Annotated in this window: 11 protein-coding genes and 1 pseudogene; 9 read left to right on the forward strand and 3 right to left on the reverse strand. The window is 61.4% G+C overall.

Annotation, left to right across the window (positions count from 1 at the left end; genetic code table 11):
* The first annotated feature begins 157 nt into the window (after nt 1-157).
* The 3 genes from M2400_RS32835 to M2400_RS32845 all read left to right on the forward strand — a co-directional run bounded on the left by M2400_RS32835 (nt 158) and on the right by M2400_RS32845 (nt 3,032).
* Nucleotides 158-2,086: an acetyl/propionyl/methylcrotonyl-CoA carboxylase subunit alpha gene (locus M2400_RS32835; RefSeq protein ID WP_259201340.1), complete on the forward strand. Its 1,929-nt coding sequence runs from the start codon at nt 158-160 to the stop codon at nt 2,084-2,086.
* A gap of 71 nt (nt 2,087-2,157) precedes the next feature.
* Entirely contained in the window at nt 2,158-2,700 is a 543-nt protein-coding gene (locus tag M2400_RS32840; RefSeq protein WP_169385869.1) for an exonuclease domain-containing protein, read from the forward strand.
* Between the two features lie 47 nt (nt 2,701-2,747).
* On the forward strand, nt 2,748-3,032 hold the full coding sequence (locus M2400_RS32845) for a pyrimidine/purine nucleoside phosphorylase (protein ID WP_003183665.1): 285 nt from the start codon (nt 2,748-2,750) through the stop codon (nt 3,030-3,032).
* Between the two features lie 65 nt (nt 3,033-3,097).
* On the opposite strand, the gene M2400_RS32850 is transcribed toward M2400_RS32845, so the two are convergent.
* Nucleotides 3,098-3,904: an MOSC domain-containing protein gene (locus M2400_RS32850; RefSeq protein ID WP_177046920.1), complete on the reverse strand. Its 807-nt coding sequence runs from the start codon at nt 3,902-3,904 to the stop codon at nt 3,098-3,100.
* A 39-nt stretch (nt 3,905-3,943) separates the two neighbouring features.
* Nucleotides 3,944-4,879: a chemotaxis protein CheV gene (locus M2400_RS32855; protein WP_008430676.1), complete on the reverse strand. Its 936-nt coding sequence runs from the start codon at nt 4,877-4,879 to the stop codon at nt 3,944-3,946.
* 551 nt (nt 4,880-5,430) lie between these two features.
* On the opposite strand from M2400_RS32855, the gene M2400_RS32860 reads away from it, so the two are divergent.
* The 3 genes from M2400_RS32860 (at nt 5,431) to M2400_RS32870 (ending at nt 7,747) form a co-directional block, all read left to right on the forward strand.
* Entirely contained in the window at nt 5,431-5,877 is a 447-nt protein-coding gene (locus tag M2400_RS32860; protein WP_201126220.1) for a hypothetical protein, read from the forward strand.
* Nucleotides 5,878-6,197: 320 nt separating this feature from the next.
* On the forward strand, nt 6,198-7,091 hold the full coding sequence (locus M2400_RS32865; protein WP_259201344.1) for a sensor histidine kinase: 894 nt from the start codon (nt 6,198-6,200) through the stop codon (nt 7,089-7,091).
* Nucleotides 7,088-7,747 (forward strand): response regulator transcription factor, encoded by a 660-nt coding sequence (locus M2400_RS32870; protein WP_177116214.1) that lies wholly within the window; start codon nt 7,088-7,090, stop codon nt 7,745-7,747. The genes M2400_RS32865 and M2400_RS32870 overlap by 4 nt, the downstream gene beginning before the upstream one ends.
* Here the strand turns inward: M2400_RS32870 and yegS are convergent.
* A pseudogene (gene yegS, locus M2400_RS32875) lies at nt 7,709-8,633 on the reverse strand (lipid kinase YegS); the annotation flags it as partial. The gene M2400_RS32870 and the pseudogene yegS overlap by 39 nt on opposite strands.
* A 178-nt stretch (nt 8,634-8,811) precedes the next feature.
* On the opposite strand from yegS, the gene M2400_RS32880 reads away from it, so the two are divergent.
* From M2400_RS32880 to M2400_RS32890, 3 genes are all read left to right on the forward strand, one after another.
* Nucleotides 8,812-8,988 carry a hypothetical protein gene (locus M2400_RS32880; RefSeq protein ID WP_010166452.1) on the forward strand — a complete coding sequence of 59 codons (177 nt, stop codon included), beginning with the start codon at nt 8,812-8,814 and terminating at the stop codon, nt 8,986-8,988.
* A gap of 72 nt (nt 8,989-9,060) precedes the next feature.
* On the forward strand, nt 9,061-11,220 hold the full coding sequence (locus M2400_RS32885) for a mechanosensitive ion channel family protein (protein WP_259201346.1): 2,160 nt from the start codon (nt 9,061-9,063) through the stop codon (nt 11,218-11,220).
* A 51-nt stretch (nt 11,221-11,271) separates the two neighbouring features.
* Nucleotides 11,272-12,618, forward strand: coding sequence for an amidohydrolase (locus tag M2400_RS32890; protein WP_259201348.1), 1,347 nt, complete (start codon nt 11,272-11,274; stop codon nt 12,616-12,618).
* Nucleotides 12,619-12,730: the final 112 nt, after the last annotated feature.

Genomic DNA, 12,730 nt, shown 5'->3' on the forward strand with positions numbered 1-12,730 from the left:
GAACACCGAGCCTAGGCGAGGTGCCGACAGGCGGGGCAGAGCGTTTTGGTTACTTTTGCGCTTTTCAAAAGTGACCCGCTGTAAGAGCGGAACCAATAGCAGCCGTTACCGCAGGAATGGATATGTACACGGTAAACGCCAACCCAAGGGATCACTCATGTTCAATAAAATCCTCATAGCCAACCGTGGCGAAATCGCCTGCCGCATCCAGCGCACCGCCCAATCCCTGGGCTATCGCACCGTAGCGGTCTACAGCGCCCCCGACGCCAACAGCCTGCACGTCCAGATGGCCGACGAAGCCGTCCACATCGGCCCCGCCCCGGTCAACCAGTCCTACCTGAACATCGAAGCCATCCTCGAAGCCGCCCACCGTACGGGCGCCGACGCCATCCACCCCGGCTACGGCTTCCTCTCCGAAAACCCCGACTTCGCCCGAGCCTGCGCAACCGCCGGCCTGACCTTCATCGGCCCCAGCCCCGAAGCCATCGAGTTGATGGGCAGCAAACGCCTCTCCAAACTCGCCATGCTCGACGCCGGCGTCCCGTGCATCAAAGGCTACCAAGGCCCCGACCAGGACGACCCAACCCTGCAACAGAACGCCGACCACATCGGCTACCCGCTGATGATCAAGGCCAGCGCCGGCGGCGGCGGCCGTGGCATGCGCCTGGTACACAACCCCGACACCCTGCTGGAACACCTGCGCACCGCCCGCTCCGAAGCACAAAACGCCTTCGGCAGCGCCGAACTGATCCTCGAACAAGCCCTGATCGAGCCGCGCCACGTCGAAATCCAACTGTTCGGAGACACCCACGGCAACCTGATCTACCTCGGCGAACGCGACTGCTCGATCCAGCGCCGCCATCAAAAAGTCATCGAAGAAGCCCCCTGCCCGGTCATGACCAGCGAACTGCGCCAAGCCATGGGCGAAGCCGCCATCAAGGCCGCCCGCGCCGTCAATTACGTCGGCGCCGGCACGGTGGAGTTCCTGCTCGACCGCAACAACAATTTCTACTTCCTGGAAATGAACACCCGCCTGCAAGTGGAACACCCGGTCACCGAGCTGATCACCGGCCTCGACCTCGTGGCCTGGCAGTTGCAGATTGCCGCTGGCCAGCCGCTGCCCTTGCGCCAGGAGCAAGTCACCCTCAGCGGCCACGCCATGGAAGTACGCCTCTACGCCGAAGACCCGGCCCAGGGCTTCCTGCCGCAAACCGGCGACGTGCTGCGCTGGGAGCCGGCGCCAGGTGTGCGCATCGATCATGGCCTGCTGGAAGGCCAGCGCATCACGCCGTTCTACGATCCGATGCTGGGCAAGATCATCGCCCACGGCGCCACACGCGAAGAGGCCCGGCGCAAGTTGCTCAGGGCCGTGGAAGACTGCGTATTGCTCGGCGTATCGACTAATCAACGGCTGCTGGCCGACCTGCTCAAGCACCCGCAATTTATCGCCGCAGACTTCAGCACCGGCTTTATCGCCGAACATTTCAGCGAGATCCCTCAAACCCAAGCGACCAACGATGAGCTGGCCCTGGCCGCCGCGCTGTTTTATCAACGCAGCGCCAGCGACCATGCCAAGCCGCTGTCGGGCTGGCGCAACAACGCCAGCGTGCCGTGGACCTGGCAACTGGCCGAACAGGACGAATCCCGGGTCGTCAGCCTCAGTGTGCTGGCGGACAATTGCCTGCAAGTCGAGATTGATCGGCACGCCGTCGAAATACGCGACCTCACCACCGACGGTCGTTGGGCCACCGCGGTGGTCAACGGTATCCGCCGCCGCATCGCCTACCACCTGCAAGGTACCCGGCTCTGGCTGCCCGGCGTATGCATCACCGACCAAACCCAGGCCGTTGCCACCCGCCAGGCCGAGGCCGGCAACGGCACGGTCAAGGCGCCGATGGATGGCGCGATTGTGGAGGTACGGGTCAGCGAAGGCGATTCGGTCAGCAAGGGCCAGCTGTTGCTGGTGCTCGAAGCGATGAAAATGGAGCACCCGCTCAAGGCCGGCATGAGCGGCGTGGTCAAGCGGATCCAGGCGGTTGCGGGAGATCAGGTGAGGAACCGTCAGATTTTGCTGGAGATCGAATGACCCCTGGGCGGAACTAGCAGGCTTGGCTACGCTCTATCCCCATCAGGACGGGAAGAGTACGGGAACCTGCGATGCCTCATTGGCTGATTATTGATCTTGAAGCCACAACGGATGAAGGCGGCTGGCCCGTGACCGAGATGGAAATCATCGAGATCGGCGTGAGCCTGGTCAACCGTCAGGGCCGTGAGCTGGACCATTTCCAGCGTTTCGTGCGGCCGCTGCGCAGGCCGTTGCTGACGCCGTTCTGCCGCCAGTTGACCCACATCACCCAGGCGAATATCGACGCCGCCGCGCCGTTGAATGACGTGTGGCCGCTGTTCGAACGCTGGCTCGGTCAACACCAGGCACGCCTGGAAGGCTGGGCGAGCTGGGGCGACTACGACCGCCAGCAACTGGAGCTGGAGTGGCAACGCCATGGCCTGAGCAGCGTGCTGGGCCAGACACCCCACGTGAACCTCAAGCAGCGTTTCGCCAAGGCCCGGCGCCTGGACAAGCCGCTGGGGCTCAACGGCGCGCTGCAACTGGCGGGTATGCAGTTCCACGGCCAACAGCACCGGGCGCTGGAAGATGCGCGCAATACCGCACGGCTGCTGCCGTTGATTTTGCCCGTGTAGAAGGCATACTGGCCGACCTTTCTTGACCCTTTTCCGAGGATTCGCCCATGTTTAAAGTCAACGAGTACTTCGACGGCACCGTCAAGTCGATCGCTTTCGGCACCGCAGAAGGTCCGGCGACCATCGGCGTCATGGCCCCGGGTGAATACGAATTCGGCACTGCCCAGCGTGAAATCATGCACGTGGTGTCGGGCGCGCTGACCGTCAAGCTGCCAGACAGCACAGACTGGGAAACCTTCGCCGCCGGCAGTCAGTTCAACGTGCCCGCCAACAGCAAGTTCCAGCTGAAAGTCGCCGTCGACACGGCCTACCTGTGCGAATACCGCGGCTAAACGTTCGGTAGCCGAAAAAAAATGCCCGTCTCGCGAGAGACGGGCATTTTTTATTGCACGGACGGTTACTCCAGGATCGTCACCGGCATGCCGACTTCCAGTCGGCCCACACCATCGTTGACCAGGTTCTGCCCAAACATCACATCACCCTCTTGTTCCCGGTAGGTCTTGAGCGTGGCCAAGGGTTCGCGGTCGGCACTGCGCTCGCCGCTCGCCGGGTCGATGGTGGTCAGGATGCAGCGCGAGCAGGACTTGACCACGCGAAACTCCACGTCGCCAATCCGCACCCGCTTCCAGCCATCTTCGGCAAAGGCTTCGCTGCCCTCGATCACCAGGTTGGGACGAAAACGCAGCATTTCCATGGGGCGGCCGATGCGTTGCGACAGGTCATCAAGGGACGCCTGGCCGATCAGCAGCAACGGAAAGCCATCGGCAAAGCCAACCTTGTCATCATCCTTGCCGTAGCCGGCCTCGGTGGTACGCGCACGCGCCAGTGGCACTTGCACCAGCCGCGTGGGTTTGCCGATGAATTCGCTGAGCCAGGCGCCCGCTTCATCACCCGCATCCGGCACGCGCAAGGTGTCGCGCCAGATGGTCACGCCGCGCAACTCGGCATCGCTGCCGGGCAGTGGCACGTCAAGGGCTGGCTGCCCTTGGGCGCTCAGGGTCAGGCCACCGGCGCTGTTCCAAAGCGCCGACAGCTGGCTCATTTTGGCCACGGCGCGCTGGGTCAGGAACCGTCCGCTGGCCTCGTCCACCAGCATCCAGCGTCGATCCCCGTCGAGCCCGAGTGCATCCAGGCCGATCTGCTGCAAGGGTTCACCCTTGCCAGACTTCAAGGGGTATCGGTACAGCGCGCTGAGACGAAGCATGGGCCTGCATTCCTGAGGGACAAAGCCGTCACCCTAAGCTCAAGCCGGCACTTCGTCCAGCATCAGGCGTTGACGAACCACGTCCACCAACTTGTCGGGCTGGAACTTGGAGAGGAAGTTGTCGCAACCGACCTTCTTCACCATCGAGTCGTTGAAGCTGCCGGACAACGAAGTGTGCAGCACCACGTACAGGCTGCGCAGGCGCGGGTCGTTGCGAATCTCGGTGGTCAGGCGGTAGCCGTCCATCTCGGGCATTTCGGCGTCGGTGAAGATCATCAACAGTTTGTCGGTCATCACCTGGCCGCTGTCGGCCCAGGCCTTGAGCATGTTCAGGGCCTTGAGGCCGTCGCTGGCAATGTGCATCTTCACCCCCAGTTGGCCGAGGGTGTCACGCAGTTGCGAGAGCGCTACGTTGGAGTCATCCACCAGCAGCACTTCGCGGCCACGGGCGCGCTCCAGTACCGGGTCTTCGAGTTTCTCGCGGGAAACCTTGGCGTTGTAGGGCACGATCTCGGCAAGGACTTTTTCCACGTCGATGATTTCCACCAACTGGTCATCGACCTTGCTGATGGCCGTGAGGTAATGCTGGCGCCCGGCACTGGCCGGTGGCGGCAGGATCGCCTCCCAGTTCATGTTGACGATGCGGTCTACACCGCCCACCAGGAATGCCTGCACCGAGCGGTTGTATTCGGTGACGATAATGGTGCTGTTGGGCCCTGGTATCAGCGGGCGCATGCCAATCGCCTGGGACAGGTCGATTACCGGCAACGTCTGGCCACGCAGGTTGACCACGCCGCAGACAAACGGGTGGCGCTGGGGCATCAGGGTCAACTTGGGCAGTTGCAGCACTTCCTGCACCTTGAACACGTTGATCGCGAACAGCTGCCGCCCGGCCAGGCGAAACATGAGGATCTCCAGGCGATTCTCACCCACCAATTGCGTGCGTTGATCTACCGTGTCGAGAATGCCGGCCATTAAAGACTCCTGGGTTGAGCGGAAGGATATTACAGGTCACTGAAGCAGGTTATCGGCGGCAAACGCCGGACCTTGACCCCCACTAAAATGCCATGCAAATCCATTGATGTCACACTGACATCATGCTTTACTGAGCCAGCTTCAACGCAAGGCCCATCAACACCGCCGCGTGACCGCAAAGTCAGCGCGAGGTTCCCCTATGTAAGGGATTCCCCTATCCACAATCAGGACCAACCTGATATTCGCGATATCTAATAGCCATTAATGTGACGCCATTCTCATTGCATGAATGGAGTCAGGCTTTTGTTTGCTACCGCAAGCTCTCGGCCCACGGGTCGTCCACAGACTTACGTCTTGGCAACCGAAGAAGTTATGCGAATGGCCCTGAAGATGATGGGGGGTTCCGACGAGCGCGGGCATCATTCAAATAAATGCCCTACTGAAAAGTCGGAACCGACCTACAGATCTTCGTCATATTTCAGCAGTACTTTTAAGCCATTCACCCGGTGCGACATCTCATTATCCGACCGTATGTTGTGGAGACTTGCATGATGAACGACGGCAAAGAGTGGCAACTTGCACTTCCCGAGTTCCTCCTTGAGGCGGAAATGCTGCTGGCCAAGTCCCAGGAATGCTTGAGCCACCTGCACTTGATTCGTAACGACAGCGACGCCATCGACTGCATGAAGAGCAGCCTGATCAAGCTCGCGGAAAAGTCCGACGCCCTTGCGCTGCGGGCCATCGGCGAGTTTTCCCGGCATGTGCAGTACCTGATCGCCAATGCCGCCAGCCCGTTGCAATTACACGACGAGGCACTGGACGCGCTGAATGCTTGCCTGACCTTGCTCGCCTGGCAACTGGAGTTGATCGACGCCAAAACCGGCAAACTAGGCCTGGATGAAACGGAACAAACCGTGTTGATTGCCACCGTCGTCCAGCACATCCCGCAAAGCGACTTTGGTTATAAGCAACAACGCAGCATGCCTTACGCGATTTGAATATCTTTCGCATTTAACCGACAAAACCGTCGTATTCAATGGCCGACTTATCCAAAAACGACAGCCACAACTAACCATGCATGACGTCGTCGTTAGCAGAAAAATATCAATAAGCCACTAACGACAATACCGATACAAAACAACTTCAATGATACAACTCCCCGCCTATTTGAACTCCGGGACTACCTCCCGGGGCGCTGCCGCGATTAATAACCCTCATCACGCTCGGCTCCAGGCGACCAACGGTAATAGTGGTGGTACCATGCCCCGCTCGAAGTGACTCAACTTCATGATGCATATAAACGTGAAATGCGCCTCCTATGTACGCCAGCCTGAAGTCACTCATCGCAAGGTCCGTGTCCCGAAGCAATGCACGCTGGATGACCCTCGCGCTATGCCTGTGCTCATTCCTGCTCAGCCTGTGGGCTTATGCACAATCGACCCACCTGCCTGTTGCCCTGTTGCTGTTGAACCTGGCCACCCTGCTGGTGGTAGGCCTGCAACAGTGGCGCTCGCGCAAATCCATCAAGTTCCAGCCCCAGGAATTGGCCGACCGCCTGTTGCAGGTGCAGGAAAACGAACGTCATCGCCTCAGCCGCGAACTGCACGACGATATCGGCCAACTGTTGACCGCCGCCAAGCTGCAAAGTGAGTGGCTCAAGCGCCGCCTGCCGGAAGACTTGCAGGGCCATTGTGCCGTGCTGTGCAACACCTTGAACGAAACCCTGGCCAAGGTGCAGGACGTGTCGGCCATCCTCAACCCCCGGCAGTTGGCGAGCCTGGGGCTGGAAGCGAGCCTGCGGGCGCACCTGCTCAAGACCCTGGAAAACACCCGGGTGAGCTGGAGCCTGGAATGCCATCAACGTTTGACCGGCATCCCGGAAGAGATGGCTGTCGCCGCCTTCCGGATTACCCAGGAAGCCGTCACCAACATGCTGCGCCATGCCCAGGCACATAACCTGCTGGTGCGCCTGCAACGCCTGCCCGAAGGCCTGTCGCTGTTTATCAGCGATGACGGCCAGGGCTTTTTGCCCGCCATCAACCCTGCCCAGGAAGGCCAACGGGGCATGGCCGGGATGTCCGAGCGGATTGATCAACTGGGTGGCACATTGTCCGTCAATAGCCAGCCAGGCTTTGGGACGAGGATCGAAGCGCTTTTCCCCTGGGCGCCCCGCGCCCTCGAACGGGCCAACCCCAATAAGGTTCTAGAGTGACGTGCAACTTACTCCTGGTGGATGACCACTCCCTGATCAGGGCCGGCGTGCGTGCGCTGGTCATGGATATTCCCGGCTACGCGGTGGTTGGCGAAGCCAGCGATGGTGCGCAGTTGCTGGAGCGCTTCGACGCGCTGCAACCCGACATCGTGCTGCTTGACCTGTCGATGAAACACACCGGCGGCCTCGACGCGCTGAAGGAGCTCAAGCGCGCCTACCCAAAGAGCAAAGTGCTGATTTTGTCGATGCACACCGACCCGGAGCTGATCATGTGCGCCCTGGAGTCCGGCGCTCACGGCTACCTGCTCAAGGACACCACGGCCAACGAGCTGGAGCACGCGCTCCTGGCCTTGCGCAACAACGAACGCTACCTGAGCCCGGCCATTGCCCACACGGTGATCAACCAGGCGCTGGTGCGCAATCAGGCCCAGTCCAACCCGCCGCCCCACAGCCACAACCTGACGGCACGCCAGCTGGAAATCCTGCGCTTGATCGTGCGCGGCAAATCCACCCGGGAAATCGCCAACGGCCTGGGCTTGAGCATCAAGACCGTGGAAGCCCACCGCTCGCAGATCATGAAACGCCTGCAGATTTTCGATGTGGCGGGCCTGGTGTTGTTCGCCGTGCGCGAACAGATCATCAGCCTGGACGATTAGTCAGCAACGGCGAATCCACCGGCAAATGCACCCGCAGCGCCTGGGGCAAGGCCGAGAAATGCAAGTCGTCGCCCTTGAGCGGTTCGCCGTCCAGATTGATCGCCAGCCCTTCGGCGACCTTGATCTCGACCCACGGCAAACGCGCCCGCACAAACATATTGTCCAGGCCCCAGCCGTCCGCCATCAGCGTACGCAACGTGCCGACCACTTCCTGGGGCGCCGGCAAAATGCTGATGTCCAGCAAACCATCATCGGCCAGCGCATCGGGGCACAGCACATGGCCGCCGCCAGCCTGGCGCCCGTTACCGATGCCCAATGCCAGCAGCTCGCCACGCCAGTGGAAGTCAGGCCCCTGCAATTCACCGTAGGCCGCGCGCAACTCGCTGAAGCGTGACAGGCCGGTAAACAGGTACGCCGCGCCGCCGAGGACTTTCTTCAGGTCTTCGGAGGTGTTGGCGGTGACCTGGCTGCCAAACCCGCCGGTGGCCATATTCAGGAAAATCTGCCCGCCTACCTCGCCCAGGTCGATGGCGCGGGCCGGCACATCCAGCAGCTCCAGGGCCTGCTCCGGCTCCAGCGGTACGCCGGCGGCGCGGGCAAAGTCGTTGGCAGTGCCCAGGGGCATCAGCACCAGGCTGGCCTCAGTCTTCGCGCGGGCCATGGCCTCGGCCACATCCCGCAGCGTGCCGTCGCCGCCGCCGGCAATCAGCCGGGTGTAGCCATCGGCCAGGGCTTGATCGACAAACCGCTGGGCGTCGCCGCCCTCCCACGTCACCCGCACGTCCAATTCCCAGCCTTGCTCGCGCCTGGCCTGCACCGCCGCCCGCACCTGCTCGTTGAGGGCTTGCTTGCCGTGCAGAATCAACAGCGCCTTGGGTGTGCTCATGGATGAATGCTCCTGGGTTTAAAGGTTCCTGAGGGATGTTGACCGTGGCCAATCGAAAAAAAGCCATCGGGTGTAGAAATTAACCGCGGTTTGTAGCGTTTCTGACACTGATCAACTTGCACTTCGCAAAATCGACCTAGACTTATACCCATCCTCCATCCGACAAGGCCGTCGCCCCATGATCACCATGTCCGCCTTCCACTCCATGCTCATCCCCATCCTGACCGGCATGATCCTCCTGGCCATCGGCTTCAACTTTCGCGACAAAGCCATCGGCGTGTTCGGCATGTGGATCGGCATGCTGCTGATCCTCGGCACCGTGGTTTACAAGATCCTCGCCAAACTCGCTGAATGACAATCCCACTCGCATTGCACATGACGGCCTCGTACACTCGGTCAATTCGTCGTATTTAAGGTTGACCGCCTCGTGCTTGCCCGTCTGTTTGCCCTGCCCTGCTGCCTGTTTATCTGCCTGCTGGCCCTGTTGCCCATGGCGCCTGCCCACGCCGTGAGCCTGCCGGGGCTGCTGGGCAGCACCAACAAAACCCAACCGCAAGCCGACGTCCCGCTGGGCCAGTCCCTGGACGAAGTGATCAAGACCCTGGAGAACGACCAGCAGCGCACCAAACTGCTGAGCGACCTGAAAAAGCTCCGGGAAACCACGCAAAAAGCCCAGCCCGCCGCCGAACTGGGTGTGCTCGGCTTGATCGGCGGCACCCTGTCCAGCCTGGAGCAACAGTTCTCCGGTGCCGACAGCCCGATCAATCGCTGGTCCAGCGAGTTCGACCAGGCCAAGGATGAACTTACCGCCCTGATGCTGCCGGCCAGTGAGTGGCTGCCGATCATCTTTGCGTTTGCCATGATCCTGATGCTCTGGAGCCTGCTGGCCGCCGTGCTGATCTGGCTCAGCCACCGGGTGCGCGAGCGCTTCGGCCTGACCGAAGAACTGCCCCAACACCCCAAGACCTGGGACCTGCTGCGCTTTGCCCTGCGCAAGCTCGGCCCGTGGCTGATCGCGTTGGTGATCACCGTCTACATGAGCTACGCGCTGCCCTCGTCCCTGGGCAAATCCCTGGCGATGGTGCTGGCTTACGCGCTGGTGGTGGGCACCTGCTTCTCGGCGATCTGCGTGGTCGCGTTTTCCGTGCTCGACGGCCCGCACCGCCACCGCGCCTTGTACATCCTGCGGCACCAGGCCTTCCGGCCATTGTGGCTGATCGGCAGCTTTGCCGCCTTTGGCGAAGCCGTCAGCGACCCGCGCCTGGCCGAGAGCCTGGGCCAGCATTTGTCCCATGTCGCCGCGACCATCGCCAATGTGATGGCCGCGCTGTCCACCGGCGTGTTCATCCTGCGTTTCCGCCGGCCCATCGCGCACCTTATCCGCAACCAGCCGCTGTCCCGCCGCCTGACCCGCCGCGCCCTGAGCGACACCATCGAAATCGTCGGCACCTTCTGGTACCTGCCGGCGTTGCTGCTGGTGGGCATCTCGCTGTTCGCCACCTTTGTCTCCGCCGGCGACACCAGCACCGCCCTGCGCCAATCGTTGTTGTGCACGGTGTTGCTGGTGCTGTGCATGGTGATCAACGGCCTGGTGCGCCGCCATGCCCTCAAGCCCCAGCGTGGGCACAAGCGCCATGCGCTGTACTCCGATCGCCTGAAAAGCTTCGTCTACACCCTCGCCCACCTGGTGGTGTGGCTGGTGTTCATCGAACTGGGCCTGCGGGTCTGGGGCCTGTCGCTGATCCGCTTTACCGAAGGCGACGGCCATGAAATCAGCGTCAAGCTGTTCGGCCTGGCCGGCACGTTGCTGTTCGCCTGGCTGATCTGGATCCTCAGCGACACCGCCATCCACCACGCCCTGACCCGCTCGCGCAAAGGCCTGGCCAATGCGCGGGCACAGACAATGATGCCGTTGATTCGCAACGTGCTGTTCGTGACCATCTTTATCATTGCCGCCATCGTCGCCCTGGCGAACATGGGCATGAACGTCACGCCGCTGCTGGCGGGTGCCGGTGTGATCGGCCTGGCCATCGGTTTTGGTGCGCAGTCGCTGGTGGCGGACTTGATCACCGGCCTGTTCATCATTATCGAAGACTCCCTGGCGATTGATGACTACGTGGATGTCGGTGGCCACCTGGGCACCGTGGAAGGCTTGACCATTCGTACGGTGCGCCTGCGGGACATCGACGGCATCGTGCACACGATTCCGTTCAGTGAAATCAAAAGCATCAAGAACTACTCCCGGGAGTTCGGCTACGCGATCTTCCGGGTGGCGATTCCGTACAACATGGAAATCGACGACGCCATCAAGCTGATGCGCGACGTCGGGCAGAAGATGCGCAACGACCCGTTGCAGCGGCGCAATATCTGGTCGCCGCTGGAGATTCAGGGTGTAGAAAGTTTCGAGTCCGGCAGTGCGATTCTTCGCGCCCGCTTCAAGACCGCGCCGATCAAGCAGTGGGAGGTTTCGCGGGCGTTCAACCTGTCGCTCAAGCGTCACATGGATGAGGCCGGGCTGGACCTGGCCACTCCGCGCTTGAGCGTGCAAGTGGTGACGGCGGCGGGAGGCGTGCAGGAGAAAGAATAAGCGCGGCCCGGACGACGTCAGGATCAACAACAATAATCATGGAGAGTCCTTATGCGTTTGACCGGTCTTACACACCAATGGGTATTCGGCTTGCTGTGCGGTGTCGCCAGCAGTGCGGTCATCGCCGCCAGCAGCGGCCAGGACAGTGCCCGCGAAACCATCGCCGCCCAGGCCAAAGTGCTGGAACCGGCCTTGCTGGAAACCCGGCGCGACATCCACGCCCATCCTGAACTGGGCAATACCGAACACCGCACCGCGGAGCTTGTGGCCAAGCAACTGCGGGAGATGGGGCTTGAGGTGAAGACCGGCGTTGCCCGCACGGGCGTAGTCGCCATTCTCAAAGGCGCCCTGCCCGGCCCGACCGTTGCCCTGCGCGCCGATATGGATGCGCTGCCGGTCAAGGAAGTGTCCGGCCTGCCCTTCGCGTCCAAGGCCAAGGGCGTGTACCTCGATAAAGAAGTCGACGTGATGCACGCCTGTGGCCACGACGCCCACACCGCCATCCTGCTGAGCACGGCGAAAATCCTGACAGGCATGCGCGACCGCCTGCCGGGTACCGTGGTGTTCTATTTCCAGCCGGCTGAAGAAGGCCCGAGCGACTTTATCCCCGACGGCAAGAACACCTGGGGCGCGAAGATGATGGTGCAGGAAGGGGTGATGAAATCGCCCAAGCCGGATGCCGTTTTTGGGCTGCATGTTTGGGCGGGTGTGCCTGCGGGGCAGATTGCGTATCGGCCGGGGCCGACGTTGGCGAGCTCGGATGACCTGCGGATCAAGATTCTGGGCAAGCAGACCCACGCCGGGCGGCCGTGGGATGGGATTGATCCGATCACTGTCGGGGCGCAGACCATTGTGGGGTTGCAGACGGTGGTCAGTCGGCGGACCGATATTTCTTCGTTTCCGGCGGTGGTGAGTATTGGCACCATCAACGGGGGCACGCGGTACAACATCATTCCCGAGTCGGTGGACATGAGTGGGACGATTCGGTCCTACGACTATGGCATTCGCCAGAAGCTGCATGCGGATGTGCGCCAGACTGTCGAGAAGATCGCCGAGAGTGGTGGGGCGAAGGCTGAGGTGACGATCATTGAGAAGTACGATCCGACCATCAATAATCCGCCGCTGACCGAGAAGATGCTGCCGAGTTTGCGTTGGGCGGCGAATGGCGATGTGGTCAACGCGCCGTTGGTGGGTGGGGCTGAGGACTTCTCGTTTTATGCCAAGGAGGCGCCGGGGTTGTTTGTGTTTCTGGGGGTGACGCCGCGGGATCAGGACATGAGCAAGGCGGCGCCGAATCATAATCCGGGGTTCTTTGTGGATGAGTCGGCGTTGGTGGTTGGGGTTCGGACGCTGGCTTCGTTGGCGACTGACTATATGTATGCCAATGCGGGGGATTGAGGGTATATCCGTTATTCAGGTAACGGCTGATATTGGTTCCGCTCTTACAGCGGCTCACTTTTGAAAAGCGCAAAAGTAAGCAAAACGCTCTTGCCCCACCACTCGGCACCTC

This window comes from Pseudomonas sp. BIGb0558 (assembly GCF_024807515.1).
Classification (GTDB): domain Bacteria; phylum Pseudomonadota; class Gammaproteobacteria; order Pseudomonadales; family Pseudomonadaceae; genus Aquipseudomonas; species Aquipseudomonas yamanorum_A.